Here is a 22,092-nt window from a genome sequence, read left to right as displayed (position 1 = left end):
AAGAGGGTGAAACCATGAAGCTGGGAATCAGTTCATACAGCTTGGTAAATGAATTGGAATCGGGTGAAATGGATATTTTGGGTGTAATTGATTGGATTGCCGACCAAGGCGGCGAGCATATTGAGATTGTACCCATTGGATTCGAATTGACTGGTAATCCTGACTTAGCGGACGCTATTCGAGAAAAGGCAAAGTCGCGGAACATAGATGTGTCCAACTATGCCATCAGCGCCAATTTTGAAACGGATTCCCAAGAAGCCTTTGAGCTGGAAATTAAGCGGGTAATGGGTGAAGTCGACGTTGCCGCAAGACTGGGTGTAACTCGTATGCGCCATGATGTTGCCAGCAGCAGCGATACTTCGATCGGCAACTTTCATCGTCAATTGGACCGCCTGGCAGAAGCCTGCGGGCGTATTGCCGATTATGCAGCACAGTACGGTATAGTAACCAGCGTGGAGAATCATGGCTATTTTATACAAGCCAGTGACCGGGTACAAGCATTAATTCAGCGGGTGAATCGGACAAATTTCCGTACAACGCTGGATGTGGGCAATTTCATGTGCGTGGACGAGAACTCTGTGGTTGCCGTGAAGAACAATATTGCATATGCTTCTGTGGTGCATGTAAAGGATTTCTATTGGAGACCTTCGTATCAGAATCCCGGGGAGGGCTGGTTCCAAACGGCAAGCGGTAATTTTTTAAGAGGTGCAATCGCAGGCCATGGAGATATTGATATGCGTGAAGTGCTTCGTGTGGTTAAAGCGTCAGGATATGACGGATATATTTCACTGGAATTTGAAGGGCTTGAGGAATGTAAACGGGGAACCCGGATAGGTCTTGATAATGTGAGAAGGCTTTGGAACGAAAGTTAATCTGCGATGAGATCAGAACCCAATAAAGAGGAGGCTTAATAATGAATTTGGCAAACCCGATTGGTATAATGGTCGATAGTCTGCGTCTTAACTTGCGGGATGGACTGGCGAAAGCTAAAGAGCTGGGGGCAGATGGTGTACAAATTTATGCAGTTGAAGGTGAGATGGACCCTGAGAATCTGTCCCCGCGAGACCGAAAGGAATTGAAGAGTTATATCGAATCCCTAGGTCTGCGAATTTCAGCATTGTGTGGTGATCTGGCAGGCCATGGCTTTCAAGATGCGAAGGTAAATTCGGCGAAAATTGAGAAATCGAAGCGCATTCTTGATTTAGCCGTTGATCTGGGAACACAGATTGTTACCACACATATTGGTATTGTTCCGAATCAGGTGAATGATCCAGTCTATGATACGATGCAGCGTGCGTGTGAAGAGCTTGGTGTCTATGCCAAGAGCTTGGATGCCTATTTTGCAATTGAGACTGGACCGGAAAAATCTGCACATTTAAAGCAATTTCTCAATTCGCTGAGCACGAATGGCGTTTCTGTCAATTTTGACCCTGCCAACATGGTCATGGTAACGGGTGACGATCCAGTTCAAGGAGTGCACAATCTGAAAGATTACATTGTTCATACGCATGTGAAGGATGGCATCCGCCTGCGGGAGGTAGATCCCCGTGAAGTCTATGGAGCGTTAGGTTATGAGCCGATGAGTCACGACCGTATTGCCGAAGATGCTGCATCTGGCGCAAGCTATCGGGAACTGGCTTTAGGGGAAGGCCATGTGGATTTTGATAACTATTTCAAAGCGCTCCAGGATATTGGCTACACCGGGTATTTGACCATTGAACGTGAAGTGGGCGATCAGCCGGAAGCTGATATTGCCAAAGCGATTGATTTTATCCGGCGATATCGTTAAAGAAATAGGGCAGTGATGAATACAACCAAAAAAGGCGAGTCTCTGAATAGTGGAGACTTGCCTTTTTTGGTTGTTCCGCGTTTAGCTTAGGCAACCTAGTAAATGAATCGCTCATACAACTGAGTATATAACACCCTTGGAGTTGATTAGAAAGAAATTTCCTGATTTTGTGATGATGAAGCTTTCATTTTTTTTTCATTATTAAGATCTGCTGTTTTGATGATTCTGATGGTTTCGTTTGGATATTTCTTTGCAAATATTTCTTTGGGTCCTTGACCTTGAGCATCTACAGTGATACTGATAGAACAAAAGTAGACCATGGAGGCAACCAATATTGTGACAAGCTTTTTCATTAACAAAATCCCCTTTGATTGAACTTGAGAATATACATTTAGGGAAAAGTGACGGAGGGGAAGTTTGGAACTGTAGGAGCGATAGCGTCCGCCTTTTGGTTTGGATTTCTACCGCGATTCGCGGAAGTCCAAACATTCTCTGTAGTCACGGCCAATCCCAAAACAGAAAAATTATAAGTTCAATCTATATAGCAATAGGAACTATTCGCAGATTCGCTCCAGCAATGCTCCCAATTGTTCAGCTAATGCTTGATGTGAGATCGGCATTTCATTCGAAAACCACCATTCCACTACGCCTACATAAGCCGAGGCCACAAATGTAACGGTAAGGTCTGCATTTAACCCCTGGTTTTTACCTTTCGTCACATCCACCTCATTACGAAACTCTTCAACCAGAAAGTCTACGAACCGGTTGCGAAAATATGGGGCTCCTTTACTTGCCAGCATCATTGAAAAAAAGGAGTAATTGTCTTCTAGGTATTCCGTCCAGATCAACGAACCGCTTACAAAATCCAGATCAGCGGCTGCTTTACACCGCTCCCGCAGCTCGTTAATATGGGTCTCTATGAGTTTGTCCAGTAAATCGTATTTATCCATGTAATGAAGATAGAACGTTCCCCGGCTGATATCTGCTCTGTCGGATAAATCCTGTAAGGTGATGTCATCAAAATTTTTTTCAGACATTAGTTCAATAATGGCTTTCTTTAAAGCTTCTTGTGTCTTGAGTATTCTCCTATCTATTTTAGGCATCTTATGGTCACCAGACTTTCTTAAGGTAATAACTAACACAACACTTGAACCTAGTATAATTATAGACAATTGTACATTAATATATCCAGGGTTATTATACTCGTGAAAAATGGGTGTTGACTTGGAGTTAACTCCAGAGGGTAAACTCCTCCATGTAGCTATAGCTACATAGAGGAGGCATTATCGACCAGTATAGGTATACCGGAGCGGGCATTTAACTATAAAAGTTGAACACAAGAACTACCTAGAGGCAAAAGCAGCGGCCGGAAGTCCAAACATTCACCGCAGTTGCGCTCTATGCCGGATTAATTAACAATTTTGATCCGTATGTCTACTAATATACAAATTGCGTTCAATTAACAATTGTAAGTAACATAACGCCTTGTATAATAATAAACGGCGATACATTATTGTGTTGAAATTCATTCTTTATAGAGCATATATCAGATACTAAGGAGTGAAGAAAACATGTGTAGAACCCAATGTACTAAGTGTCCAAGTGCAAAAGCACCTTTTGAAAAAACAACGATTGAGCGAAGAGAATTGCAGGCCAATGACATCTTAATCGATATTCAATTTTGCGGCATTTGCCATTCCGATATTCACAATGCTTTCGATGAATGGGGCGGCGGAATCTTCCCGATGGTTCCTGGTCATGAAATGGCTGGAGTCGTACAAGTGGAACGCCGGCCTAGGCAAAAAGGTTGCTATTGTGGGTATGGGAGGTCGCAAGAAATGCTCGATTTCTCTGCAGAGCATGGCATTGCTCCAAAAATCGAGATCATTTCTGCTGACCAAGTAGACGAAGCCTTTGAACGTGTTGTCCGCAGTGATGTGCGTTATCGTTTTGTCATCGACATGTCTACCCTGTAACTGCTTAGGATGGCGTACCGGCATCCTTGCGACGCTATATAAGTGGGAAATGGACGAAGTTTCATGCAATTCAATAGTTGATGCGAAACGGGAGGTGAAGGGAATATGGCGTTGGCCATTAAACAGGTTGCAGAGAAATTTGATGTTTCTCAGGATACACTCCGTTATTATGAACGGATTGGGCTGATTCCTCATGTGAATCGTAACAAAAGCGGTAACAGAGATTATACGGAAGAAGACTGCAAATGGGTTGAGTTTATCATCTGTATGCGACATGCCGGTCTCTCGATTGAAGTATTGATTGAATATGTCGATTTGTTTAACCGGGGTGATGAATCCGCCGAAGCCAGAAAAGATCTATTAATCGAGGAACGCAAGCAGCTCGCCATAAGAATGGAAGTCATGAAAAAAACGCTGGAACGCCTGGATTCTAAGATTTCAAGGTATGAGCAAACTATAGGAAAAAGAGAAAAAACACTAAGAAGATCTGCTGAGCAGTCTGATAACGAAATCTCGGATTAAACACCTATGTACGATCCCTTTAAGGCGTAATAAAAAGCGAACCGGCAGCTACAGAGCTGCTGGTTCGCTTTTGTTGATTAACTTTTCGCTGCTGCAATGAGCATTATATATCAAGTTTAACGTTAGCGAGACCTTTCACGATTTCAGGGTCGTTATGAGAAAAGAACACGCTCTTCTTCGTATCTAACGAAGCAATGGACTCCATATCTTCTGGACTTATTTCAAAGTCAAAGATGTTGAAGTTTTCGACGATTCTTTCTTTATGGACAGACTTTGGAATCACAACAACGTCTCTTTGTGTCAACCAGCGTAAAATTACCTGAGCAACGGATTTATTATACTTTTCAGCCAGTGATACTAATACTTCATTCTGGAACATGTTATTTCTGCCTTCAGCGAAAGGCCCCCAGGATTCGATCTGAACATTGTTATCTTTCATAAAGCTGCCGCTTTCGATTTGCTGGCAGAAGGGATGCGTTTCAATCTGGTTTACGGCAGGAGTTACTTCATGATGAACCATCAAATCAGTCAGGCGGTCCATTTGGAAGTTGCTGACTCCGATTGCTTTGATCTTACCTTCACGATACAATTCTTCCATAGCACGCCAAGAACCATATACGTCACCAAACGGCTGATGGATTAAATAAAGATCCAGAACATCTAACTGCAATCTTTCCAGTGATTTAGCAAATGCCTTCTTAGTGCTTTCGTAACCGGCATCCTGAATCCAGAGTTTTGTTGTAATAAAGATTTCTTCTCTAGGCACTCCGCTGCGTTTGATGGCTTTGCCAACAGCTTGCTCATTCTGATAGGCGGCAGCGGTATCTATCAGGCGATAGCCTGCCATAAGCGCGTCATAAACACTTTGTTCACATTCATTAGCATCCTGGATTTGATACACGCCAAAGCCGAGTATCGGCATCTCCACACCATTGTTCAACATTACTGTTTGCATATGAGTCCTCCAAATTATCAATTTATAACTCCAGCACGACGACTGGCTAATATAAGCCTACCCCCTTCGAGTAACACGAAGTCAATCGTTTTCGAAGATTTAAACTATTTTTTCCGGGGAGAGATTATAAATGTATACAGTGAAAGAAGTAGCGGTGCTGCTGGATCTGACCGAACATACCGTCCGTTACTATTCAGATAAGGGATTAGTTCCAAATGTGCAGCGTGATAAAAACAACAACCGTCTTTTTGATGAAGAGTCCTTAAATTGGTTAACTGGTATAAAATATCTTAAACAATCCGGGATGTCATTAGGAGACATCAAGACCTATGTAGATCTGTGCCTGGTAGGGGATTCTACCATTCAAGAACGTTATCAGATCATTGTGAAATATAAAGCCGCTGCAATGGAACAGCTGGAAGAAGCGAAACGAAGAGCCAAATATATGGAAGACAAAGCAAACCACTATCATGACATTATTAAGCATTTGATACCGGATGACACGAATCCCGGGAAATGGAAGACGGTGGCATTATAAGTCATTCATCATTTCATTAACGTAGGTGCTTTTCAACGATTGGACTGTGGATTCCCTGTTTATTGAATAAGAAATTTTATAGATACAGGAGTATATCACGTTAAGGACGTATTCAAATGCTATTTGCGAGGAAAAGGTTCCGATCTTGGCATGTTTTACTTCGTCATTAGGCACTTGAATACAGAGCGTACTGAGTTTTGCCAGTTCACTTTGAGTGGTAGCTGTGATGGTGATAAAAGGGATCTGTTCACGTCTGAAGTGCTGAGCAGCCCTTACATAAATCGGTGACTTTCCGTGGTAAGTCAAGAAAATCGCGCAATCCGCTTCCGTCAAATTAACAGTATGATACGCCCATTCGTACAGCTCAGTAGCGATCACTACATATTTGTTGATTTTAATCATTTTATTCTGAAAACTCTTCGCGCGGATTTGAGAATCGCCCAAGGCATAGATAAAGATCCTTTTGGCTTGGTCCAGCATCATGGCTGTTTGGGACAGCAAATCATCATCCATGTAGGCAAAGGTTTTGTCGATCGTTTCCTTCATCAATTCAGCGATTTCTTTCGCCACTTGAAGTGGAGATTCCTCATCACTAAACGGATAATTAGGGTCGACGCTGGAAATGTTCTGGGTATATTGCTGGAATTCCCGGGCAAGTTTAATGATGAACTCTTTAAATCCGGACAGCCCAAGTTTATGGGTTAAGCGATTGACCGCTGAATGCGACGTATAGGTAGCCTTTGCAAGCTCCTGAATATTTAAATGCAGTATGCTTTCTTTATGCATCAGAATATAGGCAGCGATACTTTTTTCGTTTGGTGTAAAGTTATGCATTTCCGATAATTGGGTCAATATTTTCAACAGATTCACTCCTATAAACATTTTGTTCAAAAAAAACCGGGATCTAACCAAGGAATTGGTGGAATGTACCGTTTTGCCGGCTGATCCTTTACGCTAGACTGAGTTCTTCTATAATAAATGAAAAAGACCTGAGGGGGAATTTATATGCTTACGATCGGATATATCGGGAATGGCAAAAGCACGAACCGTTATCATCTGCCTTTTTCATTAAACCGGGAAAATTTGAAGGTGAAGACGATCTACGCCCGTAACCCGGATAAAGGAGATTGGGAGAAGGCGCATGGCATCCTTTACACCGATGAACTTGAAATGTTAATGAACGATGAAGAGATTCAGTTGATTGTGATCTGTACACATATTGATTCGCATTATGCTTATGCCAAAATGGCGCTTGACCACGGGAAGAATGTGCTTGTCGAAAAACCATTTATGCCAACCAAAGAAGAAGCAGTGTCCATCTTCCAATACGCTAAAGAGAAAAATCTGGTACTCCAATGTTATCAGAATAGACGTTACGACTCGGACTTCCTCACGACCAAGAAGGTTATCGAATCAGGCAAACTGGGTGATTTGCTGGAGGTGGAGATGCATTACGATTATTATCGCCCGGAGACCCCGAATTCAGTTACGCATTACTCCAAAAATAACAGTTACTTATACGGACATGGAGTTCACACCATTGATCAGGTCTTAGCCTACTTTGGGGAACCGGAATATATACATTACGATGTTCGTCAACTGCTGGGAACCGGCAGGATGAATGATTACTTTGATCTGGATTTCTATTATTCTACACTCAAGGTATCGGTTAAATCGAGTTTCTTCCGCTTGAAGGCGCGGCCCAGTTTTGTTGTATACGGAAAAAAGGGCGTATTCGTCAAACAAACGCAGGACCGCCAGGAGGAGCACCTGAAATTATTTTATTTGCCCAAGGGACATGCTGATTTTGGCATTGATTTGCCGGAGCATTATGGTACCCTGACTTATCTGGATGATGCAGGCCAATATCATGAAGAAAAAGTCGTCTCTGAGAAGGGCGACTATGCCCGGGTATATGACGATATATATCAAGCTATCATGCAGGGCAAAGATAAGACAATAAAGGATGAAGAAACGATTGCCGTTATGGAGATCATCGAGAATGGGATAGAGGGGTGCAGCTAGAATGAAATTAGGAATCGTGGGAGCCGGCAACATAGTAATGGAGTTATTAAGTTTTGTTCGTGATATTCCTACTATCTCATTACAGGCCATCTCTTCAAAACCTGACCATCAGGAAAAATTGCTGACCCTGCAAAGCCAATATGGAATCTCTCAGATCTTCTACAATTATGCTGAGATGCTTGAGAGTGATGAAGTGGATACGGTCTATATCGGGCTGCCCAATCATCTGCATTATTCCTATGCGAAAGAAGCTTTACTGAGAGGCAAGCATGTCATTTGTGAGAAGCCGTTCACATCCAATTTGGGTGAATTTCTGGAGTTGAAAGAGATTGCACTTCAGAGTGGATTAATACTGGTAGAAGCTATCACGAATCAATATTTAAAAAACTATCTAAGCATGAAGGAATTTCTGCCCAAGCTTGGAGAGCTCAAAATCGTGGAATGCAACTATTCCCAATATTCCTCCCGCTATGATGCCTTCAAAGCAGGAGAGGTGCTGCCTGCCTTTAACCCGGAACTGTCCGGTGGAGCGTTGATGGATATCAATATTTATAATATTCATTTGGCGATAGGCCTCTTCGGAAGCCCGGAGAAGGTGGAGTACTTTGCGAACATGGAGCGTGGGATTGATACTTCAGGCATTCTGATGCTTGATTACGGTAAATTCAAATGTGTCTGCATAGGTTCAAAAGACAGCACAGCCCCTAGTGCGGTTAACATACAAGGCAATAAAGGATATATCCGCCTGACAGGCTCGACTAACAGTATAGATTGCTTTGATTATGTTCCCAATAAGGAGCAACCCATCCGGGTAGATCGTAAAGATCATCCCCACCGGATGTATGATGAATTCATCGCCTTTGACCGTATGATAAATGAAATGGATATGGAAAAGGTTACGGATAGGCTCGAACATAGCGAGAGAGTCATGCGTGTGATTGAGCTTGCCAAGCTGTCTGCCAATCTTGTGTTTGGTCCGGACAGATCGAAGCAATAAATATAAAAAAGGGCCACTGACATATTCAGTGGTCCTTCTCTATGTTCACTCCCACCAATGCTTCATTTCTGTAATTCCAACATCCCACAGTTTAGCATTGCCGGAAACTATAATCGTAATTTCGTTGATTTTATCAAAGGGTATCTCCAGAGGTTCGGCTTCTTTACTATATTCATCATTGTATTGAGCCACCCTGTTCCCGTCTGCCATTACAGTGACCTCACCTTTGGAATCCCCATTGTCCTGAATGCCATAATAGGAATAGAACTTTACATCTATTTTGTTCCCCAGGATATAGGTGTACTTTTTATCTTTGTCGCCATCACTGCTATACAAGTTAAATTCAGGTTCAATTCTCTTGCCTGCTACAGTGAAAGTTGGAAGGTTCCCGGTCATAGGAATATTACCTGTAACTTCCTTCAGTTCATGTAGAGCTCGGATAGGGCCTCATATACCCATGAAAAAGTCAGTTTTGGAAAACGAAGCGGAATGGTTTCTGGAACAAGTATAAATGTGTATCCAGATTGACCCGTTGCATTCTCTAATCTGTTAAAAGCAAAGAATATAAAATACAAAATTAAAATGGTGTATAGAATGGTTCCTGCAGAGATGAACTTCCGCCATTTCGTTTCCATAAATATCTCCTTAATCTCGTACTAAAACACACTTTGATGCACACGACTTAATATTATTAATATTATTTTGGTGGATGTAAACGAAGTGAGGAACCCATTCACCTTCTTTAATCGAATAGGGGTGACCCTCAGCCATAAATGACTGCTTGGGACACCCCTGTCGTTATCTACACATAATACCCTTATTTACTGCTCCATAAGGCTACACGGTCCTGAACGTATTTGGTATAGCCTTTTTCCATTTTCTCAACGCCGGCTTTATCCAGTTCAGCCATGTAGGCATCCCAGATTTTATCGAATTCGGCCGGTTTCGCCAGGATGGCCTGGGGAATGCGTTTCCACGTAATATCCCTCATTTTGTTACCCAGAATGGAGACTTCATCTTCGCCCGGAATCGCGATATTCCATGCCGCTCCATAAGCTTTTTCCGTGAATTCTTCTTCTTTCGGGAACAAATCCTTCCAGGTGGCAGCCTTGTAAGCGGCCAAGGTTTCTTTTTCAACATCGCTGTAACCCAATACAAGCTGTTCCGGGAAATTTCTAGTGTAATAGTTGCCGGTTGAGTCCTTGGCGCCATCACCGTAGTGGACCATCATATTCCAGTAGAAGCCAAGTCCGGATTCTTTAGTGAACGCCGTATTGTCGTTGTTAATCCGGTCCTGAACTTCTGCAGGAATGACACGTTTGCCGTTTTCCACTACATAATGCTTGCCTTCAATTCCCCAGTTGTTCAGGATTTGCCCTTCGTCGGAAGCGAGGTAATCCAGGAATTTAATCGTACGGACCGGATCTGGATTCGTGCTGGAGATCGAGATGCCGTAACCACCCATAAAGCCGGTAGGCCAGAAGCTGGTTTCCTTATATTCTTTCGTCAGCGTTACCGGATAATGGCCATAGGTCTGATCGAATTTGCCTGCCGTCTTGAGTGCCTGCTGGGCGTCGTTGTAGTCCCAATCCTGGTCAATCAGGCCGAGCACCCGTCCGGTGGCTACTTTAGCTTTGTATTGGTCATACTTCTGGACGAAGCTTTCCTTATCGAGCAGGCCGATATCATTCATATGGTTCAGCCAGCGGAAATATTCTTTCTCCTCTGGACGGCGGAAGTGGTAGATGGCCTCATGTGTCTCCTGATCGACGTAATATTCCCCGTCATCCGAGCCGCCTGTCGTGGCAACCGCAGGGTTGGTGACGGAAATGTACATATGCCAGTCATCTGCGTTCAGGGAAACCCCAATGTTTTTGTTGCCGTTCTCATCGGTGGGATGCTTCTCCAGATAGGCTTTGATCACATTTTCATAATCGGCAACCGTTCTGATTTCCGGATATCCGGCTTCCTTCACCACACGGTGCTGCAGTTCGAACCCGCCCCCGGCCACGAATTTCTTCTCATCTACTGCTGCCCAGGTCGGAATGGCATAGATGGACTGGTCTTCATTGGTATACTTGGCCCGGGCGAGGTTGTCGCCGAGCACACGTTTGATGTTAGGCGCATATTTATCAATTAATTCGGTCAGATCGATCACCGCTCCGGCATCGACAAGCTTGCCGATATCCGCTTTGGCGGAAATAATATCCGGATATTCGCCGCCGGCTGCGATCAATGCGATTTTTTGCTGCGGGTCACCGACAGCAAATTCCGCATCGAGGGTGACGCCTGTTTTCTCTGTAAGTACTTTACTGACTTCGTCTTTCATATTGTTCCAGTTCGGATTCGGGTCCTCCGCGAAGAAGGAGAGGGTAAGCGGACTTAAATCTTCAGCCTTTGCCGTAGCCTCTGCGGTTTCGCTGCCGCCATTTGTAGCCTTAGTGCCTCCGGCATTCTCTGCCGTATTCTTGGTATTGTTCGAGCCGCCGCAGCCTGCCAGCACACTGAGGAGCAAGGTCAAGACCATCAGAACGACGTACGGTTTCGCTGTCTTTCTTGTCATGAATAGAAACCCTCCCTTTTTCTGGTCACAAAATGTATTGTATACACAGGCTAAGCCTGCCGATACCGAGACGGACTAGCTTTTTACCGAACCCAAAGTCATGCCTTTGACGAAATAGCGCTGCAGAAACGGATAGACGACCAGAATAGGTACAGTGACGACGATCGTGATCGCCATTTTGACCGATTCCGGGGAGATTTGCGCCATAACCTCTGTCATATTGCGGCCGCGGAAATTATCCGCATTGGTCGTCGTGCTCTGGATGACCTTCATCAGCTCAAACTGCAGGGTGGTCAGCTCATCCTTGGAACCGTTATAGAGGTAGGTATCTAACCAGGAATTCCACTGGCCGACAGCCAGGAACAGGGCGATGGTTGCCAGCGCCGGTTTGGTTAGCGGGAGAATAACCCGCCAGTAAATCGTGAAGTCGTTGGCCCCGTCCAGCTTAGCGGATTCCTGCAGGGCGTAAGGGAGGCCATCGATGAAGGAACGGATGACGAAGACATTAAATGCACTTACGAGACTGGGGAGGACATAAACACCGAAGGTGCCCATCATATGCAGATTTTTGATCAGGATGTAGACGGGGATCAGTCCGCCCGAGACGTACATAGTAAGCGCCAGAAATGTGGAGACGAATTTGCGGGCCTGAAAGTCCACCCGGCTCAGGGTGAAGGCCAGCATGGAGGCACTGACCAGCCCGAGGATCGTGCCGATGACCGTGCGCAGGATAGAAATTTTGAGTCCGGTCATCAGCCCGGAATATGCAAAGATCGTCTCATAGTTCTTGAAGGTGAACACACGGGGGAAAACCGTAATCCCGCCTTTGATGCTGTCTGTGGAGTCATTGAAGGAAATCGCCAGCACATTCAAAAAAGGATATAACGTGGCTATAGTCACCACAGTAATCGCAACATAGACTACCAAATCAAAGATGCGGTCCGACCAAGAAGCGGCGGCCAGTTTTTTAATCAGCATAAAGGGCCTCCTATATGATGCTTTCCTTCGTTATTTTTTTGAAAATTCCATTGGCGACAAATAGCAGAATCACACTCACCACAGAGTTGAAGATGTTAATAGAAGTGCCGAAGGAGAAACGTCCCATGCCCAGCCCATAGTTCAGTGCATATAGATCCAATGTCTGCGAGAAGTCGCGCACCAGATTATTTCCTAGCAGGAACTGCTTCTCGAAGCCTATACTGATTAGATGCCCGATTGAAATAATAAGCAGTATAACGATTGTAGTCCGGATGCCGGGCAGTGTAATGTTTCGCACCTGCTGCAACCGGCTCGCACCATCTACCCTTGCAGCTTCATACAGCTCCGGGCCTATGCCTGAAATGGCTGCTAGATAGATAATCGTGTTCCAGCCCGTTTCCTTCCAGACATCCGAAGCCGTGACAATCCCCCAGAAGAAATGGCCTTTGGCCATAAATTGAATAGGTTCACTGATAAGATGAAGGCCCATCAGCAGATCGTTCACCGCACCGTTGTCGGTAGAGAGCATCTTGGTGATAATCCCGGCGGCAACTACCCAGGATACGAAGTGGGGAAGATAAGAGACCGTCTGTACGAAGCGTTTCAGAATTTGCAGCCGCAACTCATTCAGAAGGATGGCGAATATGATGGGAATGATGAATCCGGCAAGCAGGCCCATGACACTCATAGCGAGCGTATTGCGCAGCGCATTGAAGAATTGCTCATCCTGGAAAAGCTCTCTAAAGTACTGCAGACCCACCCATTTTTGCTCGAAAAAGGATTTGCCGGGTTTGTATTTTTGAAAGGCCATAGTCCATCCCCATAACGGCAGATAGTTAAATACAAATGCCCAGAGCACAAACGGGATGGCCATCATATAGAGATATTTCTGCTGTAGGAACGTTAGCCAAAAGCGTGAGGCAGGCTTCTTCGGCTCCGGCTTCACTTTGGTGGTAATCGCTTTCATTTATGTCCCTCCTTCGATATGGCATTATCATAAACTACAGGAAATCAGGGAAACACCCGAACATTTTCTATAAAAAACAGGGAGAAATCAGCTCTTTTCGTAAGCGTTTTCTGAAACTGCGTGCTCACACAGAGCTTCCTCTTCGGTAAACGGAAGGGGAAATGCCTTCAACTTTTTTGAACTTTTCCCGAAAATAATCCACATCGCTGAAGCCGACTTCGCTTGCGGCCTGATGGATTTTCCAGCCCTGATCCAGCAGCTCCTTGGCTTTCTCAATGCGGACCTTGTCCAGGTAGCTATTGAAGGAAAGGCCTGTACTGTTTTTGAAAAGCTTGCCCAGGTACGCGCTGCTGTAAGTAAACACATCCGCCAGCGTTTCGAGTTTTAAGTTCTCATTGTAATGGCGGTGAATAAGGTCTAGCATTCGCTTCATTAAGACGTCCATATCGTCTCGGGTAATTCCGCCTGCATGCTGCTCCAGCATAGTAGTGATGTAGCGATACAGCTGGGGCAGGGAGGTATGTTTATAGATTTGCTGGATTAGCTCATCCATCCGGTTGTGCTGCAAAGCCAGCTCACTGTATTGGAGCGAGAGTTTGTTGATCAAATGCGTGACCATTCGTACATAGCGTGATTTCACAGCCATCTCGGAGTAACTGGCGGCGATCATCAGTTCACCGGTTTCCTGGATTAAGGAAGGGAGTGCATCGAAGCTGCCGATTTCCATGGCGAAATACAGGCGCTCCACCACAGAATCAAGCCTGCATTCCACTTCCTCTGATCTGACCTTGAGTACTTTCTTCAGCTTCAGGGAATCCGGTCCAATCATACCTGACTCGTCGTAGAAAAAATGCTCCTTCATCCGTACCAGTGCGGATTGGCGGGAGACGGGAAGCTCCTCCAGGGTATCCACCATATCACCCGCGGTGATGATGCATTCAAGCCCATGAGCAGTTACGGCTTGCAGTATATTCTGGACCATTAATTTGCGTACAAGCTCCTTCTGATAAGAGGGCTGCAGCAGAACCCCCAAATAGGAGTCCAGCGAGAAGACAATCCCCCACGCCCGTTCATCAAAGCTTGCTGCAAGTTTGGCTTTAACGGCCGTTGAAGGCCCGTTGTCCGCATTATCCTGGAGCAGCAGCCGGATCAGGACTACCTGATAGGAATCCCATAGCAGTCCTGCTTCATGGATGGATTCCTCCATTGAAGGCAGCATCTGCGGGCTGTTCTCCATCAGCAGGGACTGAACAAGCATTTCGCGGCTCCACACCTTTGCGGCGGCATGATTCTTGCGATGGGCGCTCCGCGCATCCAGCTCTGCGGACAGTTTTGCCAGATATAACTGCAATTCCAATTCATCTACCGGCTTAAGTAAATAGTTATCAATGCCAAAAGCCAGCGCACGCTTAGCATAGTCGAAATCGGCATAACCGCTGAGGATAATGATGTGCATCTCCGGATCGTTTTCCCGCAGCTCTTTAATAAGCTCCAGACCGTCTCTACCGGGCATCCGGATATCTACAATCATTAGATCAGGACTATAGAGTTCATATTTATACTTGGCTTCTATGGCGTTCGCCGCTGTATCTATAATCTGATATCCACAGCTCTCCCAGTCCAGCAGAGCAGTAAGTCCCTCACGGATTGCCAGCTCATCATCCACAATCAACACACTATACATAAGAATCGCTCCTCAGGGGGATGGCAAAGCTGATCTGCGTTCCGAATCCGGTTTGACTGGACAGGGTAAGTCCGCATTCCGGACCGTAGGTTAACTGAAGCCGCAAATGAATATTGCGCATCCCGATATTATTGGTTTCATAGTCATCCTTGTTCTCCAGCATCTGCCGGATTTCTTGCATCCGTTCTTTGGAAATACCTATGCCATTGTCGGATACCTGCACCTTGAGCTGTTTGTCTTCTATGCGGATATCCACCCGGACCATACCGCCGTCAATCCGGTTCTCCAGCCCGTGGATCACACAATTCTCCACCAGGGGCTGAATGATCAGCGGCGGAATCTGAATACTGTGAGCCTTGGGGTCTACTTGAAGCTCATAGGCTAGCCTATCATCATAGCGGAATTTCTGAATGACCAGGTAGCAGTTTACGGTCTCCAGCTCACTGTGCAGACTGATCATCCCATTGCCGACCTCCAGGTTTTTGCGCATCATTTTACCGAGCAACCGCACGACCTGGGATATATCAGACTGGCCTCTGACTAGAGCTTTCATGCGGATAGATTCCAGAGCATTGAACAGAAAATGGGGGTTGATCTGGCTGGCCATCATTTTGAATTTAATCTCATTCTGCTTCAGCTCGATTGCATTTTTTTGCCGGTTGGATTCCTGTACCTCGCTCATGAGGTCGTTAATATTCCGCACCATATGATTGAACTGTCTCGCCAGCTGGCCGATTTCATCTTTACCGTCAATTACCAGCGTAGCACCCAGATTACCGGAAGCGACCTTGGAAATATGCTTGCTTAAGTGCAGCATCCGTCCGGTGAGCAGCCGGGAGAAATAATAGATAAGCAGAATAGCCATCAGTAATGCAGAAATAATGACAGAGGAAGCCAGTGAGATAATCCGGTTGGGTTCGCTCACGATACTTTCAACGGAAAAGATGGAGATGATGCGCAGACTGTTCAGACTTCCCCCTGGATGCCAATCATCAATCAGCATTTTAAAAGGGTTGCCATCAATCGTTATATCATAGGGACCTTGTCCAGCGGTGGCGGCAGATACAGGGCTGAAGTTAATATCATCCAGCGATTTGCCCATCGTATCTGCACGGTTGGAGGCTACTATATTGCCGTTCTCATCTACTATTATGGTTTCAAAAGTCTCCTGATTCAGGATGGCATTAAGTTCGTCTGTATTCACATTTACAACTAAAACTCCGGCGGTACGCTGCTTCAGAAAATCTACTTTGCGGATCAGACTGAGATAATACTGGCCGTTGCGGTTGTCACGGATATAATTCCAGCAGACCAGGCCTTTCTTGGCGATAGCGGTTTGATACCACTGCTCTTGTGTGACCGTCTCATCCGCCTGCAGAAACTCCCAGTTGTCAAGAATCGTGGGGTTATTGATATACAGGCGGATGCTGGAGATCTCTTTGTATAGACGGATAAAATCACGAAAGTCAGGATAGTCCCAATAAGCCTTCACAACATCATAGACCGACTCGTACCGGTGGTTGGCAGCTTCCTCCAGCCGGCTGTCATTGGACAGCCGGTAAGCAATGTCGAGCGGGACACCCAGCAATTCGCCGGTCCGTTTTTTCACCCGGTCCACATTGGCAGTAATTTGCTCCAGAGCATTGTCCATCGCCATATTCCGCAGTTCACTCGTCAGAAATACCCCAACAATCAACACCGGAATTAAGGCAACACAGCCAAAAGACAAGAACAGCTTCGTCCTGAGCCGCAGATTGTTCATTAGGGTGATGATTCGGGCATACACAGAAACAAACACCTCCATAGAAATAGTAATAACGCTTACAATTATTAAGAGTATCGTTAAACTACCATCCATTAAATGCAATATAATATGCATTTATTGTCTCGTGAAAGAACCACTAGATAGATTGAACTTTAGAATATACATTTAGGGAAAAGTGCGGAGGGGAATTTTGGAACTGTAGGAGCGATAGCGTCCGCCTGAAAGCTTTCCGCAGGAAAGCTAGCTTCGGAAGCATGGGCAAGGTTTGGATTTCTACCGCGATTCGCGGCTAAATTCAGGAAATCCAAACCTAACAGCGGCCGGAAGTCCAAACATTCTCTGTAGTCACGGCAAATCCCAAAACAGAAGAATTATAAGTTCAATATAAATAGCTAAAGAAGAAGCTGAGAAGTAAGGTGGGTGAAGCAGGAAACAGCTATGTTCAAAGAGAAAGTAATGGAGAACCAAAGATCAGGAGCAACAACATAGGGTTGCATAGATTACCATGATTAGGAGTGAAAGATTTGCAGACAAAGATTAGCCTTGAAGGCGAGTGGAAATTGCAGTTAGATAAGGAGAAACAGGGACTACAGCTGCCTTTTTCCGATGTCATTACATTGCCGGGAACGACATCACATGCCCGCAAGGGACCGAAGAACGAAGAGGTTCTGGTCAGCGCCCTGACAGATGAATATTTGTTCGAAGGGTCGGCTTGGTATTCGAAGGAAGTAGTCATTCCGGAAGAACTCGCAGGAAAGACTTGTTTCCTATATTTGGAACGCACCCGGCTTACAACGCTCTGGCTGAACGGTCAAGAGATTGGCAGCCGTGATAGCCTGAACACCTCGCATGTATATGATTTGACAGGGAAGCTTCAGTCTGGCAGTCAGACACTCACCGTCCGGGTCGACAATACTGGATATCCGACCAAAGGCGGACATATGACTTCACCGGACACTCAGACCAACTGGAACGGGATCACCGGACGCATCGAGCTTCAGTTCTACGGCAAGTCCTATTTGAGCGGAATTCGGCTCGATCCGAATCTGTCCGAACGTTCTGTCCGAATCACAGGAACACTGGAAGGAACGGCTGTAATAACGATTGCCGTATCAGCTTCCAGTTTTAATAGCCAGACAGCCCATTCGGTGGCTGAGCAGGAATTCACAATCTCACCGGGGAACTTTACGATCGACTACATGTTAGGTTTGGATGCGCTTCCTTGGAGTGAAAACGCACCTAATCTCTATAACCTTAACATCCTCCTGAAGGATGGAGAAGGCAAAACCGACGAATTGCATGAGTCGTTCTTCGGCTTGAGGGAGTTCAAGGCGGACGGCGATAAATTCACGATTAACGGGGAGAAGACCTTTCTCCGCGGCAAACATGACGGGCTGATCTTCCCATTGACCGGATATGCCCCGACTGACGTAGAGGAATGGCTTAGAATTCTGGGAATTTCCAAATCTTATGGTATCAACCATTACCGGTTCCACACCTGTTGTCCGCCGGAAGCGGCTTTTACCGCTGCCGATATGCTCGGGATCTATATGGAGCCGGAGCTGCCGTTCTGGGGAACGATTACGGAACCAACCGACGAGGGTCATAACCAGGCGGAACAAGACTATCTGGTCAGCGAAGGATATGAAATTCTGAAAGCGTTCGGCAATCATCCGTCCTTCGTGATGATGTCGCTCGGCAACGAGCTGTGGGGCAGCAGAACCAAGATCGATTCCATTCTCAAAGACTATAAAGCATTCGACGACAGACCCCTGTATACTCAAGGCTCGAACAACCACCAATGGGTACCGGAAATTCTGGAGCATGAAGATTTCTTCTGCGGAGTGCGTTTCTCGAAGGATCGTCTGTTCAGAGGCTCTTATGCGATGTGCGACGCACCACTCGGTCATGTCCAGACCGCGCTGCCGGGTACGATGAAGGATTATGACGACCAGTTCGTTCCTCCGTCCCTGCAGAGCGGGGAGGTAGCAAAAGCGGGAGGTACTGTCCAAATTCAGTATGGTACCGAAGCCAAAACGGTGCAGGTCGGAGACACGTCCGGGGAATGGATTCCGCATTTTCCTGTTATCTCGCATGAGATCGGGCAATACGCGACCTATCCAAATTATGAAGAAATCGGCAAATATACAGGACCGCTCAAAGCTGGAAATTTCAAAATATTCCAAGAACGGCTGGAAAGCAATGGTCTGGGGCATCTCGCGGGCAAATTTTTCGAGGCTTCTGGGCAGCTGGCGGCTGCTTGTTACAAAGAAGAGCTTGAGGCCGCTTTCCGCACCCGGAGACTTGCCGGATTCCAGCTGCTGGATCTGCAGGATTTCAGCGGACAGGGAACCGCCTTGGTCGGTATCCTCGATGCATTTATGGACTCCAAAGGAATGATTACACCAGAGGAATGGCGCACCTTCTGCAGCGATGCAGTCCTGTTGGCAAGATTCCCGAAATACAATTACGTCTCCGGAGAAGTCTTTAGTGCCAGCGTCGAGCTGAGCTGGTTCCGGTCCGGAACACCAGAATCTCTTGTACTGAAATGGGAGTTGACCGCAGACGGCGGAACGCTGGCCGAAGGCTCAAGTGAAGTTAACATCCCGGCGGGTTCGAATTACATCGATATTTGCCAGCTGGCCATTGATCTTCCTGCCGTCCAGAAGATGACCAAAGCTGTACTTACTCTGAGAATCACAGGATCAGATATCCGTAAATCCTACGACCTGTGGGTATATCCAGAGAAAAGCGGTTCCGGGCTGGATAACATCCGCATTTTCGAAGAGCTTTCCGATGAGGCGCTTGCGCTGCTGGAGCAAGGTGACAACGTGCTGCTTATACCGAAACCTGAGTCTCTTCATAACGCTGTTGAAGGCTTCTATTGTACGGATTTCTGGTGTTACCCTATGTTCCGCTCCATCTCTGAGAGCATGAACCGCCCGGTACCTGTTGGTACCATGGGGCTTCTGATCGACAACAGCCATCCTGTGTTCCTTGATTTCCCGTGCGAACAATATTCCACGTACCCTTGGTGGAGTATCATCGAGAACTCAAAATCAATTATCCTGGATGGAACCGACCGGGAGTGGAGCCCAATTGTGCAGACAATCGACAACTTTGAGCGTAATCATAAGCTGGGGTTCCTCTTTGAGTGCCGAGTGGGGGCGGGCAATCTGTTGGTCTGCGCCCTCGACGCCAGTAAAGCAGGGGAAACGCCGGAAGGAAGACAATTCCTGTCCAGCGTAGCCGGTTATATGGCATCCAGCGAATTCAAACCGCAGTACACAGCTAGCGTTTCAGAGCTGCACAAGCTTATTCAATAAGCATCAGGGCCAGTTTGATTTAAATAGATCTTAAGTTCAATTTTGCAGGGAGCCGAAGTAATATCGGCTTCCTGTTTTTTTTAGATAGCGTGCCCAGAAGCACGCATGATCTAGTTGGTGAAAGTCCAACCCAAGGAGGGACCAAGCCACCTTGGTAGCTAGGATGCTTGCATATGGCGAAATCTGTGTGTAAAAGCGCATCGACAAAAGTCCGGTCAGAGGCAGGGCGAGCAACACCCCAGGCCGCAACATCAAGTGAATCCTGCCGCGTCGTCAAAAAGGCCCTGCAAAGGGGAAGAGAGGGAGCCGAGTCTCGTGTCTTTGGACGAAGGCCAAGGAAGCTGTACAGAACTTGGAGCAGCAGCGAAGAACCCTCCGGCGTATAGGGAACGGCATGGGCTGAAAGATCGTGCAGTGAACTGGGGAGACCCTCCCCTGCACGGGATTTTTTTTTAGGAAACCGTAAAGAGGCATTCTATAAGTCCAAAAGACGAAGTGAATCGTCTGCAGGAAGGGAGTCCGAGGGGCTCATAGTACCGAAGAACCTAAGGACAACATAACCTTAGGGAGGGAAGGAGCCCTGCTTTGTTTATGCTTTTGGAGGAGGTACGAGTGAGTGAATGCCAAACGGCTAACGACACCCAAGGAAAAAGTTCAAGAACTCCAAGAAAAGCTAGGTCATGCGGCCAAGGAGAACAACAAGCGTAAATTCCATGCACTATATGACAAAGTCTACCGGTGGGACATCCTGTGTGAAGCGTGGAAACGAGTAAAAGCCAACAAGGGAGCCGCAGGAGTAGATGCCGTGACGCTAGCAGATATCGAGGAACAAGGAGAAACGAGATTCCTCAAGGACTGTGAGCGAGAATTGAAAGAAGGCACCTACCACCCGCAGCCCGTACGGCGACACTATATCCCGAAGAAGGATGGGAAGCCAAGGCCGCTGGGCATACCCACCGTGCGCGACCGAGTCCTACAGATGGCAACGAAACTCGTGATTGAACCCATCTTTGAAGCGGATTTTGAGGAAGTATCCTTCGGATTTCGCCCGAAGCGAAGTGCAAAAGGAGCGCTGGAACGAATCCGGAAAGCCTGCAACCGCAAAGGAAATTGGGTAGTCGATGTGGATATCCAAGGCTATTTCGACAATATTAATCAAGAGAAGCTTATGAAATTAGTACAGATGCGTATCAATGACAGGCGGACCCTGAAGTTAATACGGAAGTGGCTTCAGGCGGGAGTCATGGAAGAAGGAACCGTAAGGCGTTCCGATTTAGGAACACCGCAGGGTGGAGTCATTTCACCGCTTTTGGCGAATATCTATCTGAACTATTTCGACCGACTGTGGGAGAAACACGGGAGCGGAATAGGTGAACTCACGAGGTATGCAGATGATCTTGTGGTGGTCTGCAAAACCAAGAAGGACGCCGACCATGCGTATGAACTTATACGTAAAATTATGGAGCGTCTGGAGTTGACCCTACACCCGACCAAAACCCGCATTGTAGGACTGTGGACAGGAGACGAAGGATTCGACTTCTTAGGGATGCATCACCGGAAAACCAAAGCAGAAACCTCCCAAGGCAAGGTGTACACCACCACGCAGCAGTGGCTAACGAAAAAGGCGGAGGAGCGTATTCGAGGGGTAGTCAAGGAAAGACTGTCACCACCCAGCATGCGTTCGAGATCGTTCGCGGAACATGTAGAATGGCTCAATCCAAAGATTCAAGGATGGAGAAACTATTACTACACGAACTACAGTCAAAAGAGGTTAGCCAAGTTGGATTGGTATACTTTGCAGCGATTAAACCGGTGGTACGCCAAGAAAAGACAACGCAGAAGATGGAGGGGATCACGGTCGGAGGTCAAATACTTAGCCATGCAATATGGACTAAAAACGCTGTTGTAACCTGCATGCCCATGAATGACGAACATCGGAAAGCCGTATGAGGGAAAACCTCACGTACGGTTTGATGAGGATTGCGCCTTGCAAGTTCAAGAAACACG

19 protein-coding genes and 2 pseudogenes are annotated in these 22,092 nt (G+C 46.4%); 10 read left to right on the top strand and 11 right to left on the bottom strand.

Features of this window, described 5'->3' with window-relative positions; genetic code table 11:
- Positions 1–14 precede the first annotated feature (14 nt).
- Together NYE29_RS27495 and NYE29_RS27490 are read left to right on the top strand one after the other, a co-directional pair.
- Positions 15–872: a sugar phosphate isomerase/epimerase family protein gene (locus tag NYE29_RS27495; RefSeq protein ID WP_340899816.1), complete on the top strand. Its 858-nt coding sequence runs from the start codon at positions 15–17 to the stop codon at positions 870–872.
- A gap of 41 nt (positions 873–913) precedes the next feature.
- Positions 914–1,789 carry a sugar phosphate isomerase/epimerase family protein gene (locus NYE29_RS27490; RefSeq protein ID WP_076111909.1) on the top strand — a complete coding sequence of 292 codons (876 nt, stop codon included), beginning with the start codon at positions 914–916 and terminating at the stop codon, positions 1,787–1,789.
- Positions 1,790–1,935: 146 nt separating this feature from the next.
- On the opposite strand, the gene NYE29_RS27485 is transcribed toward NYE29_RS27490, so the two are convergent.
- Together NYE29_RS27485 and NYE29_RS27480 are read right to left on the bottom strand one after the other, a co-directional pair.
- Positions 1,936–2,142: a hypothetical protein gene (locus NYE29_RS27485; RefSeq protein WP_340898327.1), complete on the bottom strand. Its 207-nt coding sequence runs from the start codon at positions 2,140–2,142 to the stop codon at positions 1,936–1,938.
- Positions 2,143–2,343: 201 nt separating this feature from the next.
- Positions 2,344–2,892: a TetR/AcrR family transcriptional regulator gene (locus NYE29_RS27480; protein WP_340898326.1), complete on the bottom strand. Its 549-nt coding sequence runs from the start codon at positions 2,890–2,892 to the stop codon at positions 2,344–2,346.
- 468 nt (positions 2,893–3,360) lie between these two features.
- Here NYE29_RS27480 and NYE29_RS34660 point away from each other — a divergent pair.
- From NYE29_RS34660 to NYE29_RS27470, 3 genes and pseudogenes are all read left to right on the top strand, one after another.
- Positions 3,361–3,567, top strand: a pseudogene (locus NYE29_RS34660) (alcohol dehydrogenase catalytic domain-containing protein); the annotation flags it as partial.
- Positions 3,568–3,606: 39 nt separating this feature from the next.
- Positions 3,607–3,765 (top strand): annotated as a pseudogene (locus NYE29_RS34655) (alcohol dehydrogenase); the annotation flags it as partial.
- A gap of 105 nt (positions 3,766–3,870) precedes the next feature.
- Complete coding sequence (locus tag NYE29_RS27470; protein WP_218642528.1) at positions 3,871–4,287, top strand: MerR family transcriptional regulator; 417 nt, start codon at positions 3,871–3,873, stop codon at positions 4,285–4,287.
- 103 nt (positions 4,288–4,390) lie between these two features.
- On the opposite strand, the gene NYE29_RS27465 is transcribed toward NYE29_RS27470, so the two are convergent.
- The gene (locus tag NYE29_RS27465; RefSeq protein WP_076111904.1) at positions 4,391–5,242 is read right to left on the bottom strand and encodes an aldo/keto reductase; all 852 of its coding nucleotides are present in this window, start codon (positions 5,240–5,242) and stop codon (positions 4,391–4,393) included.
- A gap of 130 nt (positions 5,243–5,372) precedes the next feature.
- On the opposite strand from NYE29_RS27465, the gene NYE29_RS27460 reads away from it, so the two are divergent.
- On the top strand, positions 5,373–5,780 hold the full coding sequence (locus NYE29_RS27460) for a MerR family transcriptional regulator (RefSeq protein ID WP_076111903.1): 408 nt from the start codon (positions 5,373–5,375) through the stop codon (positions 5,778–5,780).
- Here NYE29_RS27460 and NYE29_RS27455 read toward each other — a convergent pair.
- The gene (locus tag NYE29_RS27455) at positions 5,775–6,641 is read right to left on the bottom strand and encodes a MurR/RpiR family transcriptional regulator (protein WP_340899815.1); all 867 of its coding nucleotides are present in this window, start codon (positions 6,639–6,641) and stop codon (positions 5,775–5,777) included. The two genes, NYE29_RS27460 and NYE29_RS27455, sit on opposite strands and share 6 nt — an antisense overlap.
- A gap of 144 nt (positions 6,642–6,785) precedes the next feature.
- Between NYE29_RS27455 and NYE29_RS27450 the strand changes: the two genes are divergently transcribed.
- Together NYE29_RS27450 and NYE29_RS27445 are read left to right on the top strand one after the other, a co-directional pair.
- Positions 6,786–7,805 (top strand): Gfo/Idh/MocA family oxidoreductase, encoded by a 1,020-nt coding sequence (locus NYE29_RS27450; RefSeq protein WP_340898325.1) that lies wholly within the window; start codon positions 6,786–6,788, stop codon positions 7,803–7,805.
- Position 7,806: 1 nt separating this feature from the next.
- The gene (locus NYE29_RS27445) at positions 7,807–8,802 is read left to right on the top strand and encodes a Gfo/Idh/MocA family protein (protein WP_340898324.1); all 996 of its coding nucleotides are present in this window, start codon (positions 7,807–7,809) and stop codon (positions 8,800–8,802) included.
- Between the two features lie 45 nt (positions 8,803–8,847).
- On the opposite strand, the gene NYE29_RS27440 is transcribed toward NYE29_RS27445, so the two are convergent.
- The 7 genes from NYE29_RS27440 to NYE29_RS27410 form a co-directional block, all read right to left on the bottom strand.
- Positions 8,848–9,198 carry a hypothetical protein gene (locus tag NYE29_RS27440; RefSeq protein WP_340898323.1) on the bottom strand — a complete coding sequence of 117 codons (351 nt, stop codon included), beginning with the start codon at positions 9,196–9,198 and terminating at the stop codon, positions 8,848–8,850.
- A 23-nt stretch (positions 9,199–9,221) separates the two neighbouring features.
- Complete coding sequence (locus NYE29_RS27435; RefSeq protein ID WP_340898321.1) at positions 9,222–9,437, bottom strand: hypothetical protein; 216 nt, start codon at positions 9,435–9,437, stop codon at positions 9,222–9,224.
- A 182-nt stretch (positions 9,438–9,619) separates the two neighbouring features.
- A complete protein-coding gene (locus NYE29_RS27430; protein ID WP_076111894.1) occupies positions 9,620–11,365 on the bottom strand; it encodes an ABC transporter substrate-binding protein in 1,746 nt (581 codons plus the stop codon).
- Between the two features lie 75 nt (positions 11,366–11,440).
- Positions 11,441–12,343, bottom strand: coding sequence for a carbohydrate ABC transporter permease (locus NYE29_RS27425; protein WP_076111892.1), 903 nt, complete (start codon positions 12,341–12,343; stop codon positions 11,441–11,443).
- A gap of 10 nt (positions 12,344–12,353) precedes the next feature.
- Positions 12,354–13,310: an ABC transporter permease gene (locus tag NYE29_RS27420; RefSeq protein ID WP_340898320.1), complete on the bottom strand. Its 957-nt coding sequence runs from the start codon at positions 13,308–13,310 to the stop codon at positions 12,354–12,356.
- 124 nt (positions 13,311–13,434) lie between these two features.
- Positions 13,435–14,994 (bottom strand): response regulator transcription factor, encoded by a 1,560-nt coding sequence (locus NYE29_RS27415; RefSeq protein WP_340898319.1) that lies wholly within the window; start codon positions 14,992–14,994, stop codon positions 13,435–13,437.
- Entirely contained in the window at positions 14,987–16,756 is a 1,770-nt protein-coding gene (locus NYE29_RS27410) for a cache domain-containing sensor histidine kinase (protein ID WP_340898318.1), read from the bottom strand. The genes NYE29_RS27415 and NYE29_RS27410 overlap by 8 nt, the downstream gene beginning before the upstream one ends.
- A gap of 518 nt (positions 16,757–17,274) precedes the next feature.
- Here NYE29_RS27410 and NYE29_RS27405 point away from each other — a divergent pair.
- A complete protein-coding gene (locus tag NYE29_RS27405) occupies positions 17,275–20,085 on the top strand; it encodes a sugar-binding domain-containing protein (protein ID WP_445322186.1) in 2,811 nt (936 codons plus the stop codon).
- A gap of 616 nt (positions 20,086–20,701) precedes the next feature.
- On the top strand, positions 20,702–21,994 hold the full coding sequence (ltrA, locus tag NYE29_RS27400) for a group II intron reverse transcriptase/maturase (RefSeq protein ID WP_076108940.1): 1,293 nt from the start codon (positions 20,702–20,704) through the stop codon (positions 21,992–21,994).
- Positions 21,995–22,092 lie beyond the last annotated feature (98 nt).

Origin of the sequence: Paenibacillus sp. FSL M7-1046, from assembly GCF_038007405.1 — a bacterium.
In the GTDB taxonomy this organism is placed as follows: Bacteria; Bacillota; Bacilli; order Paenibacillales; family Paenibacillaceae; genus Paenibacillus_AQ.
This window is presented reverse-complemented; position numbering and strand designations above follow the sequence as displayed.